Below are 24,268 nucleotides of genomic sequence, written 5' to 3' on the forward strand. Positions count from 1 at the left end.
AAAAGTACATTACGTGTTTTTTAGTTTGTTTGAACGAAAGTTCATTTTGTTTTCGTTCTTAAGTTGATGGGCATGTGTAATTGCCCCTGATTCCCTTATATTTTTATAAGCGAGCACCGAGTTGTTTAGTTCCCCTTGTTTATCTGGTACAATTTCCTTTTTCAAATCTAACACAAGATCTTCTGTACTTTTCCAGTCTTCTATATAATAACCGTAATATTTCGTCTTTTCTTCATCCGGTACGAGCTTTGCGTATTTCTCAAAATCTTGATCATTTACAATGAGATATTCACTATCATTAAAAACAGAAAAAGGAGTTGGCTTATTTAATTGAACAGACTGCGTTTGTCCGTTAATTTTAATTTCATGCGGTTTCGTACGATCTATCTTCATCATATCGTTCGCCATATCCGTTATGACCATCGTTGCACTACCTGGTGCATTATGAACTTCTCTAACTTGCTCTCTTTTTTGTTTACGTACTTCAGCGTTATATTCTTTTTCTGAAACAATCGCCATTGGCATTTCATGTTCACTGTTAAACATCGTGATTTTTTGAGTTCCAGGAAGTTTTACGTACGTTACTTCTCGCGCTTCTTCAAATCCGTGTTTTTTTATTAATTGTTTTGCTTTTCCTTCTTTGATGACATTATGCGTATATATTCCCTTTTCCTCATACGAAATAGCATGCGGGGTACTAGTTACTGCCTTATAACTCATATCCTCAAAAAATACGTACAGCGTACCAACTGCTGAAGATACTACCGCCGTAATGATAGAAATTACAAATAAAAAACGAGCATTATCTTTCATTTTATAAATAAGATTGCTAAGTACAAACATATTTGGATATGTATAAAAAGATTTTTTTCGTTTTTGTAACGCCTTTAATACAACTGTACTACCTTGTGTAAACAGCAAATAAGTTCCGCCTATCGTCAGCCCTACAATTGGTAAAAACAGAATGATAAAATTCATAAATGTTACTTGGAAGCTAAGTACATATGCAACAATAATACATCCTATACCAACTACGCATAACCATGTAAATGCAAAAGGCTCTACTTTTTGTTTTCTTGCTTCTCTTAATAAATCGATAATTTGCAAGCGTCCTACTGTCCAAACGCTAAACAATGATAGGATTAAAAATAGAATAAAGTATACACCTGCTGTAATCAAAACCGCTTTACTATTCCATACGAGTGGAAGTGTTTTATCTATTTTCAATATTACGCTTAATGCTTGGAAGAATAATTTTGAACAAAGCATACCAAGTCCAATACCTACTACAATTGCAATACTACCTAACATAAGCTGCTCTAATATAATCATTCGGCCAAGTTGAGATTTTGTTCCGCCTATTAATGTTAATAGACCAAACTCTTTTTTCCTTGCTCGTAAAAATGTTGAATTTGCATATAAAATAAAGAGTGCTGAGAAGATGACTACAATATAATTCATTGATTCTAACCCTTTTGAAATCATCTCCCTCATACTAATATTACCGCCTACAACATCTGGATGATAAATGAAGGAAGCATACATGAAAAATACGACTATCGATAAACAACTACTTATAAGAAACGCTTTATAATTACGCCAATTTCCTTTTACATTATTAAGCGCGAGCTGGCGAAAGTTCATGATATTCCCCTCCTAGCATCGCAAGTACGTCCAGAATTTCTTGGAAAAAGGCTTGTTTCGTTCTTCCCTTATGTATTTCTGAGAAAATCTCTCCATCACGTATGAAAAGAATACGTTCGCAATAACTCGCCGCTACTGGATCATGCGTTACCATTGCAATTGTTACTTTCTTTTGTTCATGCAAATCTTGCATCGCGCTCATTAATGATTTTGCCGACTTAGAATCTAAGTTTCCAGTTGACTCATCTGCTAAAATTAGCGTCGGTTCATGAATGATCGCTCTCGCAGCTGCTGCACGTTGTTGTTGGCCACCTGATACTTCATATACCTTTTTGTTTAAAATGCCCTCGATATTTAAAAACTTTGCAATCTCAAGCACTTTTGCATCGATTTCATTTACAGATTTCTTCGCCATTACAAGTGGTAAAATGATATTTTCTTTAATCGATAACGTATCAAGTAAGTTAAAATCTTGGAAAATGAATCCTAAATGTGTACGGCGAAACTCCGCTAATTTTGCAGCACGCATTTGATTAATTTCTTCCCCATTTACAAGCACATGACCTGAAGTTTGCTTATCAATTGTGCTAATAAATTTAAAAGCGTTGTTTTTCCGCTCCCTGAAGGACCCATAATCCCTACAAATTCGCCTTCTTCTATTTTAAAATTTATATCATTTAAAGCAGTCGTTGCTACTGAACCTTTCGATTGGTACACCTTCGTTAATCCTTTTACTTCAAGAACACTCATTTCTAATCCCCCTATGTGTTTTCTTCTTACATTTACTATAAGAAAAATAAGAAAAAGAAACGAGTGATTTCCCTTACAAAACGTTTTGTTATCTTACAGTTTTGTCATTTTTCTCATTAATGTATGATATTCTTCATCTTTTGCAAATTGGAACGTGAATGTTGTCCCTTCCCCTTCAGCCGATTGCACATACATACCGTGATGTAAATTATCACAAATTTCCTTCGTAATATATAAACCCATTCCAGTCGCTTCTCTCGTTTTCCGGCCATTTACCCCTGTAAAGAATGGATCAAATATACGCTTTACATCTTGCTCTGGAATACCGATTCCATTGTCCTGAATATGTAATAACACCTTTTGATCTTTCTCTTCAATTTGAAATTGAATTTCCTTTTTCTCTGCTTCCGAAATTTTTGTATACTTAATTGCATTTACAACAATTTGTCCTATAGCAATACTGAGCCATTTTCTATCAGAGGCAACCATACAAGTATCTTCCTCAAACATCACTTTCGGAAATACAGACGATTGAATGAAAGACTTTCTATTTTCATTAATAATACCTCTAATAATATCTATCACATTTACTACTTCTACTTTATAATCTTTCGCAAACTGCTCTAACCTTGCCATATGTAACGCTAAATCTAAACCATTTAGTATGCGATTATTTTCTTCACGAATACTTTCAACTGTTGCCCTTGCTTCACGATGCTCTTTACCAAACTTCTGTAATAGTAACTCAATAACAGATACCGGTGTTTTCATTTGATGAATCCATTGGTTCATAAATATCATTTGCTGTTGTTCTTTTGCATGTTGTTTATGAACTTCATTCATATATTGCTGTCTTAATAGCGTAAACGATTCAACGACCATCTCTTGCTCTGCCGTATAAGAAGTATCAATAAGTAAGGAATCATGTAATGTATTTCCGCCAGTAACATACTTTTTAATCCTCTTTAAAAACACACTCCGTTTTCGGTAATCGTAAATGAGATATACAGTAAAAACAACTGTCCCTAATAAAAGTCCGTATAACCATGTATTCCAATCAATAGATCGCTTTTCTAAAAGACTTTGCAACTGCAAAACGAGCCCAAATAAACAGAGGCTAACAATGTAAGAAAGAATTAAAGAAAAGCGGTCCATGAGGTAATCTTTAACCTTCATGTCCTTCTCCCCACTCTGTAAGAAGCGCATAACCGTATCCACGTTTCGTTACAATTGCATTTTTAATGCCTAGCTCCTCTAGTTTCTTTCTTACACGTTTTACATTTACGGTTAATGTATTATCATCAACAAAAGCTACCTCATCCCAGAGGGCTTCTAACAATTCTTCGCGCGTTACATATTGATCTGCTTGTTTCATTAAACACTCTAATAAGTAAAATTCATTTTTTGTCAGTTCTGTTTGTTGCCCTTGCCACTCAACAACGTGCTGAGATGGGAATAACAACAGTCCATTTACACCTAAACAATCGCTTTCTGCCGCAGAAGCATATTCACCATACCCACGACGAAGTGCACTTTTTACCTTAGCCATTACAATGTCTAAATGGAATGGCTTCGTAATGTAATCATCTCCGCCATTTTCAATTGCCATTACTTGATCCATTTCCCCCGTTCTTGCAGAAACAAAAATAATTGGTGCATTCGATACAGTGCGGATTTGACGACACCAATAGAAACCATCAAAATACGGTAAATTAATATCAAGTAACACGAGATGTGGATTTACTTTTACAAACTCATCTTTTATATGTCGTAAATCACTTGCTCGAAATGACTGATAGCCATACCTTTCTAAAGGCTCCTCTAATATCCCCGCGATTTTTTCATCGTCTTCTACAATTAATATTTTATACATGTTCACTTTCTCCCCATAAAAAGTTCTTATAAAACCACTTCTTTTTCTATTATAAATTGAAAATTTAATTAGTGGGGATTTTTTCCTGTATAAATCAGACTTTTACGATATAAAAAAAGACTGCCATATTTCGGCAGTCTTAGTCGATAAATTCAAATTCATATTCAAGAATTTTTACAATATCTCCGTCTTTTGCACCACGTGCACGAAGCGCTTCATCAATACCCATTCCGCGCATTTGGCGAGCGAAACGACGTACAGATTCATCACGTGAGAAGTCTGTCATCTTGAATGTTTTCTCGATATCGTAACCAGAGATAACAAACGTGCCATCACTTTCACGTGTAATGTCAAATTTAACACCTTCAGTCTCAAGTTTGTACATTACACTTGTATCAGACTCATCCGCAACTTCATGTATTGGGAATTCAGGTGTTGTTTCTAATAAGTTCGCTACTTCAAATAGTAAATCACGAACACCTTGTTTCGTTACAGCTGAGATTGGGAAGATTTTTACTTCGTCTCCCACTTTCTCTTTAAATGCTTGTAAGTTTTCTTCTGCATCTGGCATATCCATTTTGTTTGCAACAACAACTTGTGGACGCTCCGTTAAGCGAAGATTGTATTCTTTTAATTCATTATTAATCGTTACGTAATCTTCATATGGATCACGGCCTTCTAAACCAGACATATCAATTACATGCACGATTACACGTGTACGCTCAATATGACGCAGGAATTGATGACCAAGTCCAACGCCGGCATGTGCGCCTTCAATTAGTCCAGGAAGGTCAGCCATAACGAAGCTGCGGTTATCACCTGTTTCAACAACACCAAGGTTTGGAACGATTGTTGTAAAGTGATACTCTGCAATTTTCGGACGTGCTGATGATACGACAGATAATAATGTAGATTTACCTACACTTGGGAATCCAACAAGTCCAACGTCTGCTAGTACTTTAAGTTCTAGAATGACATCACGTTCTTGACCTGGTTCCCCATTCTCAGCAATTTCTGGCGCTGGGTTCGTAGCTGTTGCGAAACGTGAGTTACCACGGCCACCGCGGCCACCTTTTGCAATTACAGCTGTTTGTCCATGTGTTACTAAATCCGCAAGAATTTGACCTGTTTTTTCATCTTTTACTACCGTTCCTGGCGGAACTTTAACGATTAAATCTTCAGCTTTACGACCGTGCTGCCCTTTACTCATTCCGTGCTGACCACGATCAGCTTTGAAATGACGTTGGTAGCGGAAGTCCATTAATGTACGTAAGCCTTCTTCAACAACGAAAACAACATCTGCACCTTTACCACCGTCGCCACCTGCTGGACCACCTTTTGGAACATACTTCTCACGACGATACGCAACCATTCCGTTACCACCGTCGCCGCCTTTTACATATATCTTGACCTGATCTACAAACATTATTTCACCACACTTTTTTCAATTGGTTGTAATATAACTGAGACTTCTTCGTCTCTTACTGTATAAGAAATGGAATACCATTTATTGTTTTGGTTCGCAAGCCAATTCTGTAGTTCTTCTACACTCGTTAGCTTACCACGAAAATCAAAAAAGAAACGAGCATTCTCCGCGTCACATTCAATTGTGATACAAACATAATTTTCAACATATACGTCTAAACTATGCTGAAGCATTGAGAAAAATTGATTCGTCCATGTACATACAGTCTCATCTAAGTGAGATAAGTTATGTAAATTCCCTAATACTTCGTACTCCAATAAGCACGGCTGCTGTTTCCAATTATATGTTAAAATCCACTCTGAAAATAAAGGCATTGATAGCCCCATCAGATTGGATTCTTGTCTCGCTTCTTGGACAAAACGATCGATGAGACTATGAATTTCTTCCACTTTTCCAAGGGAAAGGTTTCCTTTCACCATCTGCATACGATTGAGCCAATCATGTCTTGAATGGCGCAATGCATCTATAATTGTCCATTTTTTATTCATTTAGATACTCCTTAATATAGAAAAACTCTAACCTGCACTCAGGTTAGAGTTTTCCGTGAGTTCTTATGCTTCTTGAGCAACAGGATATACGCTCACTTGTTTGCGGTCACGGCCAAGACGCTCGAAGCGTACTACGCCGTCAACTTTCGCGTATAAAGTGTCATCGCCACCACGACCAACGTTAACACCTGGATAAATTTTTGTACCGCGTTGACGGTAAAGAATTGAACCACCTGTAACCGTTTGACCATCTGCGCGTTTAGCACCAAGACGTTTTGACTGAGAGTCACGACCGTTCTTTGTACTACCTACACCTTTCTTAGATGCGAAAAACTGAAGATCTAATCTTAACATACGTTACACCTCCTGCACTTTTTCTATTAAACGGATATACTTTCCGTAATCAAGTTCGATCGTCTTAAGCGAAACAACCAATCCTTCTAAAAGTATCTGTGCTTTTTCTGCTGTATGAACGTCTAAATCATTAGGCAATTCATACGTTAAGAATCCACCATCACTTCCGAGTTCAATAGTTGCCTGCACATTACAAAGTTCTTCCACAGCATTTATGGAACCAAACACAACCGCTGTAGTTCCAGCACAGACAAGATCTTGTCCATGTGGCGCATAATCGGCATGTCCAGTCATTTTAAATGATTGGATACTTCCTAATTTCGTGCGACTTATCGTAATTTTAATCATGTTAACCAGAATTAAGCGTTGATAGCTTCAACAACTAGCTTAGTGTAAGGTTGACGATGACCTTGTTTCTTACGATTGTTCTTTTTCGCTTTGTATTTGAAAACGATGATTTTCTTAGCGCGACCGTGTTTTTCAACTTTCGCAGTAACTGTTGCACCTTCTACAACTGGGCTACCAACTTTCACGTTTTCGCCACCAACGAAAAGAACTTTGTCAAAAGTAACAGTTTCACCAGCTTCAACATCTAATTTTTCAATGTAGATTTCTTGACCAGCTTCAACTTTGATTTGTTTTCCACCTGTTTCGATAATTGCGTACATACTTGCACCTCCTCTTAATTACTAAGACTCGCCAAAAACGAGGTAGACATAAATGCCTTTAAGGAACCTGTCTTGTGCGGTTGTAGCATATAGCCGTTTAGGTGCTATAAACTATAACATAAAGATGTTATCATGAATCATAGACTATTGTCAATGAAAGTTCTAATAACTATTTTTTCCGTTCTATAATTTCTTTTTTACTTCCAAAACGGATAATAGCGTACTTTTCGATCATATCATCTTTGAAATAAATTTCAAATGGAATATTTTTTTGTAATTCTTTTTGCAAAAATTGTTTTTGCAGTTCTTTAGGTGCAGAGATTAATACCGCCTCATCTTCTATATTTCCATATGTAATTAGCTCTCTCTCTAGCTCATACGCAATCGTTTCATATGACATCACATACCCTGTCGCTTTACACGGTGCACACTCTTCAAGTAATACGTCACGTAAAGAATGTTTTTTACGTTTACGCGTCATCTCTAAAATCCCTAACTCTGTAAACCCAAGCACCCTTGTATATGTACGATCATGTTGCATAGCAGCGATGAGACATTCTCTTATTTTTTCTTTATCTTCTCTTCTTTTCATATTAATAAAGTCAATTAATATCATACCACCAATATCACGCAGTCTTAATTGACGCGCTATCTCTTCAGCTGCCACTTCATTTGTACGAAGGACTGTATCTTGTAAATTCTGTTTTCCAGTAAACTTACCCGTATTCACATCAATTACAGTCATCGTCTCCATTTGCTCCACAATTAAATAAGCGCCATTCGGGAGCCACACAATTTTTTGAAGTGCTTTCTCAATTTCACGCTCTATTCCAAAATGGTTAAACATTGAAGATTTTTCATTATAAAAGGACACTTTCTCTTTACCAACTTTTTCTTCTAACTCTTTTACTATACTTCTTGTATCTACAATTACTTTTTCAATCGTTTCAATCGGATTCTCTTGAAATACACGATCTAAAAAAGTCGCCGGTCGATGAAGTAGTAACGGTGCCTTTCCTTGGCCCTCTTTTCTTTTTAACTCTTCATATAACTGCTGTAACCTTTGCATTTCAGCTTGTATTTCTTCAATTTCTCCTTTTTCAGAAGCAGAGCGGAAAATATAACCTCCTGTCCCTTCCACTTCAATTTGGAGTAGTTGTTGCCTTCTTTTATTGTTTTTTATTTTCCGAGAAACCGCGCGCATTTCATCATATGGCATATAAACGACATATTTCCCGGTAAATTCTATGTTCGCTGTCAATTTTGGCCCTTTCGTATCAATTGCCTCTTTCACAACTTGTACGAGTACCGCTTGTCCTTCATGTATTCGATAAGAAGATGGTACATCATCGTACGAAAGATACGCATGTTTTTCTAAACCGATATTTACAAAAGCTGCGTTCATTCCAGCAATCGTTCTTACGATACGTCCAACATAAATATGCCCAACAATCTCTTGTTCTTCATTTCGTTTCCATAAAAACTCAACAATTTTCTTATTCTCTTCAATTGCAACGCGTTTTTCCGATCCAGCGTAGTTCATATATAACGTTTTCAAAATACTTTCCTCACTTTATAATCTTCTTTGCTTTTACAATAATAAAAGATTAGTGCTAACGTCAACACTAACCGATTAATTCTTCAACAGATGAAGTTGTTCGTTTTTCAGTAAAATACGCATAAAGCAATTCATTTTCATCCAATGTGTAATGTTCTTTATATTTTCCGCGGACGATAATAGAATGCTTATAGCCTCTACGAAATTTTGTGAATATCTTATATAAATGATCTTCTGATTGCACCTCAATCGGTGCAATCTTTTCAATTCCTCTTTTGTTCCCATAATAACGTTCTAATAAAAAACGCATAAAGGCATACCGTCTTTGCTTCCATTCTTGATATAACGACACCGCTAAAAATATGAGTAGTACCCACATCATAATATTGTTACTATTCCAAAGTAACTGCCATCCTAGTATGACACTAAAAAAAACACATGATAATTTCATCATCTTTTCATGTGCTTGTAAATAAGGAAAACGATATGATAGTACGTTAAACAATACTTTTCCACCATCAAGAGGCCAAATAGGTAGTAAATTAAACGCTAAAATAATTATATTATTCCACATAAAGAAATAATATAATTCCGCATGAAGCCAACCAGCTTCAAACAACATATAGCCTACCGCCATCATCCAAATATGTTGAATAGGTCCTGCAATTACAACAACTAGTTCCTCTTTCAATGATTTATTCCCATGTTCCTCAAGCTCAGCCACACCACCAAACGGCAAAAGTTGAATCTTCTTAATACGCCAATTATAATGTGCCGCTGCAAAAGCATGCCCAAGTTCATGGATGAGAACGATACAAAATAACAGTAGTAACTCTTTAAAACGTGCCGTGAAAATACCAATGACAATAATAACCCAAAACAACGGATGTACTGAAATCTTTGTTAAAACATCTCTATATTTAATCAAATGAAATCACCTGAATCGGATCAATAAATTTTTCATCCTTTTTTATTGCGAAATAAAACTTACCATTTTTATTATTCGCATCATTATTCACTGTTCCAATTTTTTGTTTCTTTGAAACGTAATCATATAATTTCACTGACATATCATTTAAATTTGCATACCATGACTCCGTACCATCTGCATGCTGAATTTGAACTGTATTACCAAGTTCCTCTTTCTTGCCCGCAAAAACTACTAGCCCTTCATTCACTGACTCAACAGTTGCATTTGTAGCTGTTTGTACAAATACACCTTGGCCATTTTTTTGAAACCCTTGCATTACCTTTCCGGAAGCAGGAATGGCATAATCTTTTTGCTGAATCTTTTCTTCTTTTTTCTCATTAGGCGAATAGAACACGAGCGGTTTTCCAAACTGTTTTTCGTACCATTTCGCTACAGTAGCAAACTGAAATTCTTCTTTCATCACTTTTTCTGTAACAGCTTTAGCACCGTCAAAAGAAGCTGGTGCATTCTTATATAAAATAGCGACAGAAAGAACTAATATTACTGATAACAATACTTTGAAGAAAAACACTTCTTTTCGAAATAAAGGATGAATTTCCTTTTCTCCATCTTCAATAAATACTGTTTCACTATCAAAATTCCCTCCAGCAAAATACTGCTCTTCCTCCATCCTTTCTTGCTCTGCCTTCCTCTTCGCAATCCGTTTTTTAATTTCTTCTACACGTCTATTCTTCATACTGTCTCCTTTCTTTCGTTAAGCTAATGTACATAGAAACAGTTGTATACAGTTTGTACATATGTATGAGCTAGGTATGGAAGATATTCGTGTGAAGAAAAAAGAAAGCACTCCGCAAATATGCGAAGTGCTTTTAACGGATTCCAAAGAAGTTTTTCACCTTTGTAAATACCGATACCTTTTCTTGTTCAAATGCTTGTAATGGGACATTCTCACCCAACAAACGTCTTGCAATATTACGATAAGCTAACGCTGCTTTTCCGCTCGGTTGCAACGCTACAGGCTCACCTGTATTTGTAGCACGAATAACTTCATCATCATCTTCGACAACACCAAGAAGCTCGATTGACAATGTACGTACGATTTCATCAACATCTAACATATCCTGTTCATCAAGCATATGACTACGCACACGATTAATAACAAGTTTCGGTGGTTCAATATCCTCTTTTTCTAAAAGCCCGATAATACGATCCGCATCGCGCATTGAGGATACTTCTGGCGTCGTAACAACAATTGCTTTATCCGCACCAGCTACCGCGTTTTTAAATCCCTGCTCAATCCCCGCAGGACAATCAATTAATATGTAATCATAATCTTGACGTAATACTTGTATTAATTCATCCATTTGTTCAGGTGTTACCGCTGATTTATCACTCGTTTGTGCTGCAGGTAATAAATAAAGATCATCAAAACGTTTATCTTTAATAAGAGCCTGAGGTAAACGGCAACGCCCTTCAACGACATCAACAAGATCAAATACAATACGATTTTCCAGCCCCATTACTACGTCTAAGTTTCGAAGACCGATATCTGTGTCAATTAAGCACACTTTCTTTCCAGATAACGCTAGGGCTGTCCCAATGTTCGCAGACGTTGTAGTTTTACCTACACCGCCTTTTCCAGATGTAATTACTATTGCCTCTCCCACAGCTATACAATTCCCCTTTCTAACTTTGTTAAATTAGGTCTAAGATGAGTGAGAAGTTGCAGTCGATCGACAACAATGTGATTGTTCTCATTAATATACGCACATTCTGCCGCCTCCGCTCCGTCTTCTTTCTCTTCCGGAGCCCGCATTGCCACATCACTAATTCGAAGTTGCATCGGGTTCATAACAGATGCAGCGATTACAGCATCTGAATCCCCATAATAGCCCGCATGTGCAATGCCTCTTAATGATCCTACGACAAAAATATTCCCCCCAGCGATAACCGTTCCGCCTGGATTAACATCACCAATTAACAATAAATTTCCTTTTACATGTAAAACTTGTCCAGAGCGAACAATTTTGGAAATAGGGACGATTTCTGTTTCTTCTTTCCAAGCTATTGCTTCCTCTTTCGTTATAACATCACTTTCAATCGAATCCACAACGAGATTCTTTTTATTACGAATTAACGTACGAATCTCTTCTTGTTGGACTTCTGTTAAATAACGGTTTCCTACTTTCACATGCACTTCAATTAAAGAGCGTCCATCACCATCATAGTAATGTGTAGAAAGCTTTTCATCCAATTCCTTCAATAATTCAGAGAATGAACAACAATCATCTAAATGAAGGGTTATTCCGTCTTTTGTCCCTTTTATTGTTACATTTTGTTGCTTTTTTTCTTCCACTAAAGTTCACCCCACCGATTCAATTCGACATAAAATTAGAAAATCCTTTTTTCTTTTTCTTCCATCGCTTTTGAAAGACGCACTAAATATCGTCTCAGTGGGAAACAAACTATCAATAAGAAAATTGCATTTAGCAATAAAGTAGACAGGAGACGATCTGTGAAAAAGACATACGCCGACATATGAGTACGTCCTAACAAAGTTAAAAATCCATACACATAATACTCTAATGCTACTATGCTAGCTAGTACGATAGAAGTAACAATAAATAAATTCAATTGTAGTACCTTCATCACACTATAAACTAAATAAACTAAAATCGGATACGCAAAAATATATATACCAACAAGTTCCGTGTATACGGTATCAAATAAGAAACCAAATAATAGTCCGTAATAAATCCCTTGGACCGGACTATAGTACACAGTAATAAAACATAACACAATGATAAAGAAATGAGGTGATGCTATACTGTCTTTCCAAAAAACCTCTGTTGGAACAATAGTAGCAAACATATTTTCAAATAAAAAAGCAAAAAGGAGCAAAAGAGGAAGAGCTGCTCTTTTTAAAATCTTCATCATCTCTTCTCCCCCTCCTATTCTAATGGCGCTGAAGGCGTTTCACGTTTCGCAACTACAACATGCTCTACGTCATTTAAATCAGCGGCTGGCTTTACATAAGCTGTTTTTGTTAAACCGTATGGATCCTGCTGAACTTCAACGATTTTTCCAATTACAAGACCTTTCGGGAAAATATCACCGAGCCCAGATGTTACAACTAGTTGATCCTTATCTACCGGTGCATCAGAACCAATCTTTGTGAAAAGAAGTAAGTGCTTTTCTTTATCGTAACCTTCAATCAATCCAAAGATTTTCTCATTCCCTTGTACGATAGCAGAAACACGATTTGTTCGGCTCATAGAACTTAACAATTCTACTGATGATGTAAACTGAGATACACTTTTCACTCGTCCCACTAAACCTTGTGGAGTTAATACAGCCATATCTTTTTTTATTCCTTGCTGTGCCCCTTTATCAAGTCCAACTAAATCGTACCATTTATCTGGATTACGAGAAACAACAGTCGCTGGAATTTCAGTATAACCGCTATTTAACTTATCTTTACCCGTTAACTCTTGTAACTTCTTGTTATCATCTTCTAATTGTTTTACTTTCCCTGATAGACCTGCATAATTGTCTAATTTTGCTTTTAATTCTTTATTCTCTTCATACGTGCGCTTTACATCCTCTACATTTTCAAAGAATCCAGCTACGTATTTCGCTGGCTTTTGGAATACACGTTCTACAACACCAACAGTGTCTTTAACAAACTGCTCTGGCCATGTTAAACTGTTCCGTTCTTTCAATGAGATTCCAATCAATGCCACGAGAAGAATAATACTAACTAACAAAACAATTAATCTTTTGTTTAAGAAAAACTGTGGCACGTTCACACCCTCTTAATTTCATTGATTTTTATTTTGCAATATTATCGAGCAGCAGTTTTGAAAAGATCGATATTGTCTAATGCTTTACCCGTTCCAATTGCTACGCAATCTAATGGGTCTTCTGCAACAAGAACTGGCATATTTGTTTCTTCACTAATTACTTTATCTAAGTTACGTAGTAATGCTCCGCCACCTGTTAATACGATACCACGGTCCATAATGTCTGCCGCTAATTCAGGTGGAGTTTTCTCTAACGTATTTTTAACAGATTCTACAATGGCATCTACTGTATCTTTTAATGCATCTGCAATTTCTTCTGGCTGAATTAGTACTGTTTTTGGTAAACCACTTACTAAATCACGACCGCGAATTTCCATAGGCTCGATACCTTCTGGCTCGCCTGCAGAACCGATTTCTAATTTTAATGCTTCAGCTGTTCTTTCACCGATCATTAAGTTGTAGCTTTTCTTAATGTACTGAATGATTGAATCATCCATATCATCACCAGCAACACGAACTGATTGACTTGTTACAATACCACCTAAAGAAATGATTGCAACTTCTGTTGTACCGCCACCAATATCAACAACCATGCTACCAGTTGGTTCCCAAACAGGTAAGTTTGCACCAATTGCTGCTGCAAATGGTTCTTCGATAGGATAAGCATCACGAGCACCAGCTTGACGAGTCGCATCGATTACTGCACGTCTTTCTACAGCTGTAATACCAGATGGTACACATACCATTACATAAGGCTTACGTGAGAAGAATCCATTTGATTTTTGAGCTTGTTGAATGTAATATTTCATCATTGTTGCTGTTGTTTCGTAATCAGCAATTACACCGTCTTTCATCGGGCGAAGTGCCACAACGTTTCCTGGTGTACGACCAATCATTTGTTTTGCATCGCTACCTACAGCAACGATTTGTTTCGTATCAGTTTGTAACGCTACTACTGAAGGTTCACGTAAAACTACACCTTTTCCCTTTACATATACAAGCGTGTTCGCAGTTCCTAAGTCTATTCCAAGATCGCGAGTAAAGCCACCAAATCCAAACATATTATTTATCTTCCTTTCTTGTTTTCACGGACTCATTTTTTCTTACTTTATATTATAAAAACAGTACGTTTTTTATATCTTTATCCTTTTTGTAGATAATTTTCTACAAAAAACTCATAAATCACATTATAAAACAAAATAAGTAAAAAGCATAGTCTTAAATATGACCTTTTTCCTTTAAACTCACGAATTTATGGTCACCTATTATAATATGATCGAGCACTTCAATTCCGATAATCCGACCGCATTCTACTAAGCGTTTTGTTACTTCAATATCTTCTCGGCTCGGCGCTTGAATTTATCAATAGTAATGTATCAAAAACATAATAAAATCAAACCCTTCACTTTAGCTACATGTATTCAACGCGTTTGGATCAAAAAAATAAGGGCAGGCCAGTGAATTAAAATGAACAGTATTGTTGATTATTCATAAATAAAAAAGGACCTAAATTCATGGTCCTTTTTATGGTGTTCTTGTTTCACTAACGCACCCGTTATTTTAAGTCCACTAATTCACAATTAACTTGGTAAATTAGTATTCCCTTTTGTTTCCCTTTTTTACGAACTCCCACTCGACCTCAATATTTTTTCTAACCCTTTGAAGAAGATTGAAGATTGCTTTTGTTTCTTCTTGTGAAAACCCAGATAATGCGACACCATTGGAATACTCTCCTTCTCTTTTTAAAAACGGGTATACTTTCTCACCTTTCTCAGTTGGAAACAACTTTTTAACCTTTTTATTGTTTTCATCGTTCCTTTTTTCAATAAAACCTTCGGTTTCAAGTTTTTTTATTGCACGGGCTGCTGTTGTTCGGTCCACTTTTATCATTTCCGCCAACTTGTCTTGAATAATGCCTGGATTCTCATATATTCGAACAAGATACAAATATTGTCCTTTTGTTAGGCCATATTCTTTAAATTCAATATTGCTAATCGAATCTAAGGCTCTTGCTATCATTCCAATTTCACGAAGAATTTCCGTCATTATGTATCACTCCCGATTTTTTGTTGCATTTGCAACGAAAATCATATAAATTGTTTTAGGTATGAACTAATTATGACTTGTTAAAAAGAATAAATCCAGAAAGGGACGAAGATAAGTGGAGTTAATAAGAATTACAGTAGATGAGGATTTAAAGACAGCATTTAGTATAAGGAAAGAGGTATTTGTTGAGGAACAGGGCGTACCAATAGAAGATGAGTTTGATGAATTTGATACGCTGAGTGGAAAATGTAAGCACATATTAGTCTATTACAATCAACAACCAGTTGGTACGGGAAGGATAAGAACCCTTGATGGCTTAGGTAAATTGGAGAGGATTTGTATCTTAGAACCATTCCGTAAATTTGGTCTTGGAAAAGTAATTATTAATGCATTAGAAGAAATAGCAAAAGTAATGGGACTGTCCCAAGTAAAATTACACGGACAAACGCAAGCAGAAGGTTTTTATAAGAAACTTGGTTATCGGACTTCATCTGACCCATTTATGGAAGATGGAATCCCACATATTCTTATGCTTAAAGAATTGTCTAAAAAAAACGATAAAGATTTTGAGTAAAGTGAAATATACTTTCTATATATTAGGAATTATAATATTAACCCTTGGTATCTCTCTTACTATACAATCAAACTTTGGAACATCACCATTTGATGCACTTTTGGTAGGTCTATCTATAAACGTAGGTCTTACTGTGGGAAGTTGGGAAATTATAGTAGCTTTAATACTGATATGCTGTAATGCATTTTTAAAAAGACAAAGACCTGAAGTTCTGGGGTTGGTAACAGCCTTTATAACGGGTATTGGTATTGATATGTGGCTTTTCTTATTACACAATCTGATAACACCTGAACTATGGTTAACTAAACTTATTTGTTTTGGAATTGGTTTAGTTGTTATTGGGTTAGGCACTGCAATTTATTTACAAACAAATTTTGCACCAATACCAATTGACCGTTTAACATTAATCATACAAGAATTAACTAAAACGAATATACTGTTTTCGAGAACAGTCATTTATCTCCTATTCTTGATAATGGCAATCGTATTTAGTGGACCAATTGGCATTGGAACTTTATTAACCGTTTGTTTAGGGGGGGTAATACTTAATTTCTTTATGCCAATTACTGAAAGAGTATTAGACCTCGTTTTAATTAAATCTGGTACTTCAGTAAAATATGATTCAGATAAAAACCATTCAATATAGAATGGTTTTTGATTTGTTTCTTCAACTAACCCCCCGTTAACTTAACAGGAAAAATAAAACTCCAGGTTATCATTTCACTTCTATATTGAAATTAGATATAAATCTTAAGAGACACAATGCCGCTAAAACAACTTTCCATGTAATTTTTGAACTTGATCTTTTAATTGTTTGTTTTCTTCTTCTAATGCCTTTATACGGCTTTTTAAGGTCTTTATTAATACATCCTCTGAACGAGAGCTTTTACTTTGTTTACGGGGAACTAATTCACTTATTTGCATCCCCCTTAGGGTCTCTACTCTAGTTCTAATATCTTTTTGTTTGTAAAGCCATGACTTTGAAACATTTGCCCTTTGTGCAACGGAGTTAAAATTAATCTTCTCTTTTTGTAGTGCCATTTCTGAGATTGTCTTTTCTACTCTAATTCTTGTTTTCTCCGACTTTTCTTTTGATAGTTGAATTATGGCAGTTGTGTTACTCTTTCTAGTCATCTTTATTCGTCTCCTTTAACGAATGAATAATCTGCTCTAATCTATTTTTAACACGTTCGTTAGTTTCAACCTGACGCTGCCATTGGTTCTGTTTGGCTCTATTTAGTATTTCCTTAGTTCGGTTTAAATGCTCTTCATGTTCATTTAGAAATTGTTTACTTGTACAGAAGTTCGTACAATCTAAACAAGCATTTGCGTGTGGACAAGGTCCAGCAATTACTGGTAAACGGCAATAGCCATTAGGAAGTGCTTGTGCATTAATATTCTTTTTAAACCATTGAAGATCTGTATTGTCAGCTTCAGTATTTTCCTCACTTAAATCCAGAATGCTACCGTTATTCGTTACTAAAGTTTCCTTGAATTTCGTAAATTCCTTCTTAAGGGTTTCATCAAAAATATGTGCATATCTCGCCGTCATTTCCGGTGATTCGTGACCCAAGAATTTCTGGACAATATGCTGTGGCACTCCGTTATTTATCATTCTAGTGCCAACTGTATGTCGAAAGGCATGAGCATGAAACCGAAAAATTTCCCCTTTGCTGTCCGTTATCTTTTCTTCATAAGCTAATTCATTTAATTTAACCCTAAAGGTATCTTGCTTTAATGGCGAGCCATCTTTTCGGGGAAATACATATACACATCTATCATCGAGTTCATCAGCCACTCTTTGCTCTTGAACTAATATCAATGCAGCAATTTCTTTAGAAATAGGAATGATATGCTCTTTCTTCATTTTCCACTGATAATACTTTAAAAAACAATCCCCTTCTTTATCTGTTATAACGCTCCCTTTTTTCAATGTACAAAGCTCACTGATACGCATTCCGCATTCTTGAAGTACCATGACCATTGTAGCTACATAAGGTTCCAATTTATCTAATTTCCCATTTAATTGTTCGAGTATATGTTCATCAATATAACGTGGTAGTGCCTTCGGCACTTTAGGATAATCTTCTTGAAATATAAGGATTTTAGAAGGCGTATCCTTCCAGTCATACCTTTGAATTGTAGTGAAAAAAACATCTAAAGTAGATATTCGTCCGGTTACGGTACTAGGTTTTAAACCTTTTAAATTAATATAATTATAATATTGCTCAATTTCATTTCTAGTTAATTGATGGATCCTTTGTATACCTTCACAATTTTTGTTCATAAAATTAAAAAACTCTTTTAATTTTGAAGCAATATCTACTACGTGAGAAAAGCTGGCTGTGTTTAACATTAGTTTACAATACCGCTTAACTATTTCTTTAAAATAATCATTTTCAAAACCCTTAAAATTAATCGTGTATTCGTAGGATGTTGGATTTACCTTATCTTCCGGTAATGATAGTTTTCTTCGATTCCAAACATCTTTTTCCCATTCTTCACCATCAAAATAGAAATCCTCATAGAATTCCATAAACTGTTTAAGATGAGTAACGTAATAGGAATTCGCATGTACAGTAACTTTCTGTTGATTTATATCAAGTTTGTAGTTAGTAGTCGTACTTTTTATTCCTTCTTCTGCTAAGTAAGTTCGGTATTCTGTCAAAGCCTTTTTTATAGGTACTTCAGTTATCGATGTGATTTTAGGATATTTTAAATTTAAAAACCCCATCATCCGGCTTATCACTGTTCCTTTTCTAATCCAAACAGATTTTGCATTCCATGCTCCATTATTCAAGTGAAGGTAGTAAAAATATTTTAATTCTGTTTTCAACCAGACATTTTCCACCTTATCGAAATTCACCCAACGATTTCTTAGTGACGGATTCTTACTTAACTCAATTGCACTAGGATGTGGACAAATTCTTATATCCCATCTATCTGCTGCCCAATATCCTTTTAAAACACTTGTCATATTAGCTATTTTTTTATTAATCTCTGTACTAGCGATAAGTTTTCGATTAGTTGCTACACTCGGAAATTTCATTGTCATGTTTCTCTCCCTTGAAGATACTTTTTATATTCATTTTTCATATCTTGATCAGAAAGATGAACATACGTATCAAGTGTTGTTTGTACATGGGCATGCCCTAATCTTTTTTGTACATATGCAGCATCCCATCCACTTCTAATAAGCTCTGTGGCATGCGTGTGACGTAATATATGGGCAGTGAAAGTAATCCCTGTCCGTTTTCCTAGTCTTCTTATTAGGTCTAATACACTTTGATATTTTAGAGGGTGGCCAAAATAAGAATCTTTAAGATTAATAAATATATAATCATGATCTAAATCTTCCCCATATTCATGCACTAAGTAATCGGTATATAAAGCCATTAATTCCTTGCTTACATCGATTGTTCGTTCTTTTTTCAGTTTAATATAAGCTCCATTTTCATTGTGATCCCTTGGCCTAATGTTAATCTGGTTATCCCATGTAGAAATATCTTCAATACGAAGGGATAATACTTCTCCTATCCGAAGTCCCCCTTCATACATAAGCATAATAAGTAACCTATCTCTTTTAGTATGACATGAATCAATTATTACCTTGACTTGTTCATGTTCTAATACTTGTACAAGTTTCTTTTTGACTCTAAGCTTTAAAATATTTTTATTATAAGATTTTCCTTTATTTATATGGTGAAGAAGCCCCTTAAAATTTCTTCCCCTTGTCTCTTTAGACATGTCTATAGCTTTAAAGTCTCCTGTACGATTTAAATACTCTAAGAAACTAGTTACAGCATTAAGTATGGCATTAACTGATGTTTCTTCTCTTTTAGCCCTCTTTGGTTGTAAGTCTATTACCTTTACATTCCCAGTTGGATTTCTTAACCATCCCACAAAGTTTGCCATTTCCTCAAATTGTAAATCTTCTAACCTAATTCCTCTCTGGCTCATAAATTCGTAGAACAGCTTGAGATGATAGCAATAAGTTTTAATCGTATTTGGTGCTTTCCCCGTATTATCCAAGTACTTTATAAATTTCTTAACCGGTTCTACTACTTCAAAGTTTTTATCTAGCAGTATGTATAATGGATATGGTTTTTCCTCCACAATTACTTTCTGAACTTTCATTTCTCCACCACCTTTAAATACTTTAACTACTATGAACTATACCTTTATATATTAAATAGTTAAAGCACTAAAATTAAAAAATCCTAAACTTCGAGTACTTAGAGTACTCTAGTTTAGGATACTATGTTTAAAGGGTCTCCTGAGGGATGGTTATGAAGACATATGATAGAGGCTGCTGCACGGCGAAATGCTTCTTTAAAAACTTCCCTGGGATGTACAATTGAAGAGTTTAAACTTCCAATAAAAATCGTTTGCCTATGTATAACTTGATTCTTTGTGTTCAAATAGAGACATACAAAATGCTCCTGTTGCAAGAAGCGCATTTCTTCCATCATATATCTGGCGCAATCTTCCGGGCTTCGAATGCTGTATCTATTTTGATATTCTAAACGCACCATTCTTCTACCGAGTTCAAAAGCAGCGATGAGCTGTGATGCCTTCGCAACTCCAACACCATGTATACTCACTAACTCTTCTAGCGTTGCGTCTTTCAACATACGTAAACCATCAAAATGATGCAAAATTTTATCCGATAACTTTAAAACTGTTTCTTCTTTAGAACCTGTTCTGAGTAACACTGCAAGAAGCTCCCGATTGGATAAACTTCCAGCCCCTTCTAACAATAAACGCTCCCGTGGCTGTTCTTCTTTGACAACATCACGAATACCGTTCATTTCTCCACCCCTTTATTTGTTCTCTCAAAGAAAATCCCATGCAGTTTTACGCATGGGTTACATCAATATTAAATTGTTTTAATTCCCGAACAAGACGTGAAATTGGTAACCCAACTACACTATAGTAGTCCCCTTGAATATGTTGAACAAAAATAGATCCTTTACCTTGAATCCCATAACTTCCTGCTTTATCCAAAGGCTCTTTTGATGCAATGTATGTGTCAATTTCCTCTTCTGTTAATTCCCAAAACGTAACTTCTGTACGCTCGTAAAAAGTGACTGTTTTGTCCTTTGCTATAATTGCAACACCTGTATACACCTCATGTGTTTTCCCTGATAATAATTGCAACATTTCTTTCGCCTCAGCCCCATTAGATGGCTTTCCAAGAATACGCGACTCATATGTAACAATTGTGTCTGCACCTAACACAATATAATCACTGTTATTTTCTGCTACCGCAGATGCTTTTTGCAGGGCAAGGGACATAACAATATCAGAAGGCGATGAATACGCACCAATCGTTTCTTCTACTTCACTTACAACAATTTCAAATGGTACACCCGCTAACTCAAGCAATTCCTTCCTGCGAGGTGATCCTGAAGCTAAAATAATTTTTTTCATATTTTCTCCTTCCTTTCTCACATGAAGCAGAATCATTTATATCAATCGTATCAAAGGAATAGTTTGTCCACAAATAAAAGAAATATTATTTTCTCTAAACAAAATAATACTTCCTTACCAAAACACGATTATATTCCTGTCATAGAGAAAGCACTTTACTCTAAATTCAAAAGAAAAGAAAGAAGCCTCTACACTTCTTCCTTCGTCATTTCATTATCCTATTATTTCACCTTTTGTGAAACAATTTTTTCGTATGAAAGTATACCATCAATGATAACTTGATTTAATTTCGCTAATGATTCCTTATCATCTTTTCCATCCTTCACTGTTTGCACAGCTACCGACGTATACATATACAATTTCTTCGCTTCTTCCTGCTTCATACTTTTCCCTTCTTTTTCAATCGCTTTCCACTCTTTTTCGATTGCACTTATATCTTTTGCATTACTTTTTTCACTAGCTTGTACGCTAGAAGCATATTTTGCTAAATGAGTATATAATGGCTGTACTTTTGTTAAAAACGCCCCGATTTCTTTATCATCTTTAAGTAACGCTTTATCTGTTATATCCCAGTCCTTTTTCAATACGGAGACATTATCTTTTTTATACTGCGTCATTAATTGGTTTATGCCTTGTTCATCGCTAGCAATACCAACAACTAATGCATACTTATCACCGCTCGGTTTTAAGGCTGCTACACCTCCATTACCTTTCCACTCTTCAAGAGCGGCCTGTCCCTTTTCTTCAGAAGAATAGATTCCTCCTTGAACAAAAAATAATTTCATTGGATCTAATGACGTTCCTGTCTGTGCTTTTGTTTTTCCCTCTTTTGGTGCTGGTGTTTGTTCTGCCGTTCCACCCACCTTTGATTCTTCCTTTCGCATCTGCTTCGAAGCTGTTACTTCACTTCCTCCTGTCGCACCTTGTCCTTTCAGTAACTGTAGCATCCCCATCCCAAACGCCGTACCAATAATAATTGCAGTTGCAACGATTGCAATTAACGTATTGCTCCACTTCTTTCGATTTTTTTCCGTAGACGCTACTTTTGATTTTTGAAACGGAACAACGTTTTTTGGCCTTTCACTTTCTACTACCATCCAGTCAAATTCATCTTTCTTCTTCTCCTCATACTTCGCTTCTGTTCCATTCACTTTCACTGAGATCGTTCGTGATTGCTTGTCCATACACTCACACCTCACCTCTTATCGTTGTCCGCATCATATCATATTCATTTCACAAAAAAACGAGATATTTGTCAGAGGAATTCGCCAAATAACCCTATATATTTATCTTATATGTATGCATTTGACTTCATTTGTAGAACAAAAAAACTAGATAGTACAGACTATCTAGTTTTTTTCGCGAATATATTTTCGAACTTCCGAAATGAAATAAAGAGAACCTGTTATGATAAAAACATCATTTTCTCCAAGCATTTCAACCTTCGTATCAATTGCCTCTTTCCAATTTTCAAAAACTAATTTTGACTCTTCCTTTGCATACGATGCAAGCTCGCCTGCTGAAATAGCACGATCAAAGGCGAATGTTGTAAAAATAATTTCATCGGCGATGCTTTCTAATTGACCTACCATATTGTGCAATTGTTTATCACCAAGGGCAGTAAATAAAACTATTACATTTTTATCTTTGTAATGTGATTCTACCGTTTTCACAAGACTTTCAATACCTTCCGGGTTATGAGCACCATCTATAATAATATCCGGATTACTTTGCAGTTTTTCAAAGCGCCCCACCCAATACGCTTCCTGTAATCCCGTTCTTATTTCTTCTTCCTCAATTAAAAATGATAAGTATGTTTTTACATACATGACTGCCATAAGTGCAAGTGCTGCGTTTCCTACTTGATGGCTGCCTTTCATTGTGATTCGCACATCTTCAAAAGAGGCGAAAGGACAAGTGAAATCGAACTGTTCTCCATCTTCACTAGACTGTTTATGTAACGCTGTAAAATGGTTGCCCATCTCGTATAAGTTTGCCTGATTTTCCTTTGCAACTTTTTGAATGACTTGCAACGCTTCCTCATCTTGCACACCAGTAATAACCGGAACACCAGACTTAATAATTCCCGCCTTTTCATATGCAATTTCTCCTAATGTATTACCTAAAATATGCATATGATCGTGACCGATATTCGTAATAATCGTGAGAACTGGATGAATCACATTCGTAGAATCAAAGCGCCCTCCAAGCCCTGTTTCAAATAAAACAACATCACAGAAATTAACTTTACCGAAGTAACAAATTGCCATAACAGTAATAATTTCAAACTCAGTCGCTTCCCCTAAATCCGTTTCATCTAGTTTTTCAACGACTGGCTTTACCATCTTTACAAGTTCAGTAATCTCTTCATCTGCAATTGGTGTTCCATTCACACTAATACGCTCGTTAAATGTTTCAATATAAGGGGAGGTAAATGTTCCTACCTTATATTTTGCATTTTCTAACATGTAGCGCATATATGTTAACGTTGAACCTTTTCCATTTGTACCAGCAAGGTGAACACATTTTATGTGACGCTCCGGATTTCCGAGCTCTTCTAGCATCCATCTCATTCTTTCTAATCCCGGTTTAATACCAAACTTCAATCGGCTATGAATCCACCCTATCGCTTCTTCGTATGTATGTATCACGTATGCTTT

The 24,268-nt window shown here is 35.8% G+C and carries 25 protein-coding genes, 3 pseudogenes and 1 other annotated feature; of the genes and pseudogenes, 2 read left to right on the forward strand and 26 right to left on the reverse strand.

All coding sequences use genetic code 11. The annotated features are described in order from the left end of the window. Window positions 1-75: 75 nt before the first annotated feature. The 19 genes and pseudogenes from PDQ33_RS09940 to PDQ33_RS10030 form a co-directional block, all read right to left on the reverse strand. A pseudogene (locus PDQ33_RS09940) lies at window positions 76-1,644 on the reverse strand (ABC transporter permease); the annotation flags it as partial. Further along, window positions 1,619-2,394: pseudogene (locus PDQ33_RS09945) on the reverse strand (ABC transporter ATP-binding protein). The pseudogenes PDQ33_RS09945 and PDQ33_RS09940, both read right to left, overlap by 26 nt. Window positions 2,395-2,487: 93 nt before the next feature. Further along, window positions 2,488-3,570, reverse strand: a complete 1,083-nt coding sequence (locus PDQ33_RS09950; RefSeq protein WP_061132106.1) for a HAMP domain-containing histidine kinase — start codon at window positions 3,568-3,570, stop codon at window positions 2,488-2,490. Then, complete coding sequence (locus PDQ33_RS09955; protein ID WP_270755541.1) at window positions 3,560-4,267, reverse strand: response regulator transcription factor; 708 nt, start codon at window positions 4,265-4,267, stop codon at window positions 3,560-3,562. The genes PDQ33_RS09950 and PDQ33_RS09955 overlap by 11 nt, the downstream gene beginning before the upstream one ends. A gap of 139 nt (window positions 4,268-4,406) precedes the next feature. Then, window positions 4,407-5,693 (reverse strand): GTPase ObgE, encoded by a 1,287-nt coding sequence (obgE, locus tag PDQ33_RS09960; RefSeq protein ID WP_000497115.1) that lies wholly within the window; start codon window positions 5,691-5,693, stop codon window positions 4,407-4,409. Next, window positions 5,693-6,241 (reverse strand): sporulation initiation phosphotransferase B, encoded by a 549-nt coding sequence (locus tag PDQ33_RS09965; RefSeq protein WP_001037006.1) that lies wholly within the window; start codon window positions 6,239-6,241, stop codon window positions 5,693-5,695. Before PDQ33_RS09965 ends, obgE begins: the two co-directional genes overlap by 1 nt. 63 nt (window positions 6,242-6,304) lie before the next feature. Continuing rightward, window positions 6,305-6,595 (reverse strand): 50S ribosomal protein L27, encoded by a 291-nt coding sequence (rpmA, locus tag PDQ33_RS09970; RefSeq protein WP_000944958.1) that lies wholly within the window; start codon window positions 6,593-6,595, stop codon window positions 6,305-6,307. Window positions 6,596-6,598: 3 nt separating this feature from the next. After that, window positions 6,599-6,943 (reverse strand): ribosomal-processing cysteine protease Prp, encoded by a 345-nt coding sequence (locus tag PDQ33_RS09975; RefSeq protein ID WP_001993153.1) that lies wholly within the window; start codon window positions 6,941-6,943, stop codon window positions 6,599-6,601. Window positions 6,944-6,954: 11 nt separating this feature from the next. Beyond that, window positions 6,955-7,263, reverse strand: coding sequence for a 50S ribosomal protein L21 (gene rplU / locus PDQ33_RS09980; protein WP_000270908.1), 309 nt, complete (start codon window positions 7,261-7,263; stop codon window positions 6,955-6,957). Between the two features lie 14 nt (window positions 7,264-7,277). Then, window positions 7,278-7,355: a sequence feature (ribosomal protein L21 leader region), on the reverse strand. 77 nt (window positions 7,356-7,432) lie between these two features. Continuing rightward, window positions 7,433-8,821 (reverse strand): Rne/Rng family ribonuclease, encoded by a 1,389-nt coding sequence (locus PDQ33_RS09985; RefSeq protein WP_000855455.1) that lies wholly within the window; start codon window positions 8,819-8,821, stop codon window positions 7,433-7,435. A gap of 67 nt (window positions 8,822-8,888) precedes the next feature. Continuing rightward, window positions 8,889-9,749: a stage IV sporulation intramembrane metalloprotease SpoIVFB gene (gene spoIVFB, locus PDQ33_RS09990; RefSeq protein WP_000599049.1), complete on the reverse strand. Its 861-nt coding sequence runs from the start codon at window positions 9,747-9,749 to the stop codon at window positions 8,889-8,891. Next, on the reverse strand, window positions 9,742-10,488 hold the full coding sequence (spoIVFA, locus tag PDQ33_RS09995) for a stage IV sporulation protein SpoIVFA (protein ID WP_061132105.1): 747 nt from the start codon (window positions 10,486-10,488) through the stop codon (window positions 9,742-9,744). Before spoIVFA ends, spoIVFB begins: the two co-directional genes overlap by 8 nt. 133 nt (window positions 10,489-10,621) lie before the next feature. After that, entirely contained in the window at window positions 10,622-11,419 is a 798-nt protein-coding gene (gene minD, locus PDQ33_RS10000) for a septum site-determining protein MinD (protein WP_270755533.1), read from the reverse strand. Window positions 11,420-11,421: 2 nt separating this feature from the next. Then, window positions 11,422-12,108 (reverse strand): septum site-determining protein MinC, encoded by a 687-nt coding sequence (gene minC, locus PDQ33_RS10005; protein ID WP_000391517.1) that lies wholly within the window; start codon window positions 12,106-12,108, stop codon window positions 11,422-11,424. A 35-nt stretch (window positions 12,109-12,143) separates the two neighbouring features. Continuing rightward, window positions 12,144-12,689: a rod shape-determining protein MreD gene (gene mreD, locus PDQ33_RS10010; RefSeq protein ID WP_000975746.1), complete on the reverse strand. Its 546-nt coding sequence runs from the start codon at window positions 12,687-12,689 to the stop codon at window positions 12,144-12,146. Between the two features lie 14 nt (window positions 12,690-12,703). Beyond that, window positions 12,704-13,555, reverse strand: a complete 852-nt coding sequence (gene mreC / locus PDQ33_RS10015) for a rod shape-determining protein MreC (protein ID WP_001135483.1) — start codon at window positions 13,553-13,555, stop codon at window positions 12,704-12,706. 41 nt (window positions 13,556-13,596) lie between these two features. Next, complete coding sequence (gene mreB, locus PDQ33_RS10020) at window positions 13,597-14,616, reverse strand: cell shape-determining protein MreB (protein ID WP_000466737.1); 1,020 nt, start codon at window positions 14,614-14,616, stop codon at window positions 13,597-13,599. A gap of 157 nt (window positions 14,617-14,773) precedes the next feature. Then, window positions 14,774-14,905 (reverse strand): annotated as a pseudogene (locus PDQ33_RS10025) (JAB domain-containing protein); the annotation flags it as partial. Between the two features lie 243 nt (window positions 14,906-15,148). Next, window positions 15,149-15,601, reverse strand: coding sequence for a MarR family winged helix-turn-helix transcriptional regulator (locus tag PDQ33_RS10030; protein ID WP_270755528.1), 453 nt, complete (start codon window positions 15,599-15,601; stop codon window positions 15,149-15,151). A 115-nt stretch (window positions 15,602-15,716) separates the two neighbouring features. On the opposite strand from PDQ33_RS10030, the gene PDQ33_RS10035 reads away from it, so the two are divergent. After that, complete coding sequence (locus PDQ33_RS10035; protein ID WP_270755526.1) at window positions 15,717-16,175, forward strand: GNAT family N-acetyltransferase; 459 nt, start codon at window positions 15,717-15,719, stop codon at window positions 16,173-16,175. Between the two features lies 1 nt (window position 16,176). Then, complete coding sequence (locus PDQ33_RS10040; RefSeq protein WP_270755547.1) at window positions 16,177-16,821, forward strand: YczE/YyaS/YitT family protein; 645 nt, start codon at window positions 16,177-16,179, stop codon at window positions 16,819-16,821. A 122-nt stretch (window positions 16,822-16,943) separates the two neighbouring features. On the opposite strand, the gene PDQ33_RS10045 is transcribed toward PDQ33_RS10040, so the two are convergent. The 7 genes from PDQ33_RS10045 to PDQ33_RS10075 all read right to left on the reverse strand — a co-directional run bounded on the left by PDQ33_RS10045 (window position 16,944) and on the right by PDQ33_RS10075 (window position 24,259). Next, the gene (locus tag PDQ33_RS10045) at window positions 16,944-17,309 is read right to left on the reverse strand and encodes a DUF6262 family protein (protein WP_270755523.1); all 366 of its coding nucleotides are present in this window, start codon (window positions 17,307-17,309) and stop codon (window positions 16,944-16,946) included. Continuing rightward, window positions 17,302-19,224, reverse strand: a complete 1,923-nt coding sequence (locus PDQ33_RS10050; RefSeq protein WP_270755545.1) for a tyrosine-type recombinase/integrase — start codon at window positions 19,222-19,224, stop codon at window positions 17,302-17,304. The genes PDQ33_RS10045 and PDQ33_RS10050 overlap by 8 nt, the downstream gene beginning before the upstream one ends. Window positions 19,225-19,226: 2 nt before the next feature. Then, complete coding sequence (locus PDQ33_RS10055; protein WP_270755521.1) at window positions 19,227-20,312, reverse strand: tyrosine-type recombinase/integrase; 1,086 nt, start codon at window positions 20,310-20,312, stop codon at window positions 19,227-19,229. A gap of 113 nt (window positions 20,313-20,425) precedes the next feature. Beyond that, window positions 20,426-20,986, reverse strand: coding sequence for a RadC family protein (gene radC / locus PDQ33_RS10060; RefSeq protein ID WP_270755520.1), 561 nt, complete (start codon window positions 20,984-20,986; stop codon window positions 20,426-20,428). 46 nt (window positions 20,987-21,032) lie between these two features. Next, a complete protein-coding gene (locus PDQ33_RS10065) occupies window positions 21,033-21,608 on the reverse strand; it encodes a Maf family protein (protein WP_061132104.1) in 576 nt (191 codons plus the stop codon). 221 nt (window positions 21,609-21,829) lie between these two features. Then, the gene (locus PDQ33_RS10070) at window positions 21,830-22,792 is read right to left on the reverse strand and encodes a hypothetical protein (RefSeq protein ID WP_061132103.1); all 963 of its coding nucleotides are present in this window, start codon (window positions 22,790-22,792) and stop codon (window positions 21,830-21,832) included. A gap of 165 nt (window positions 22,793-22,957) precedes the next feature. Then, a complete protein-coding gene (locus tag PDQ33_RS10075; protein WP_000582084.1) occupies window positions 22,958-24,259 on the reverse strand; it encodes a bifunctional folylpolyglutamate synthase/dihydrofolate synthase in 1,302 nt (433 codons plus the stop codon). Window positions 24,260-24,268: the final 9 nt, after the last annotated feature.

This window comes from Bacillus cereus group sp. Bc031 (assembly GCF_027716265.1).
Classification (GTDB): Bacteria; Bacillota; Bacilli; order Bacillales; family Bacillaceae_G; genus Bacillus_A; species Bacillus_A paranthracis.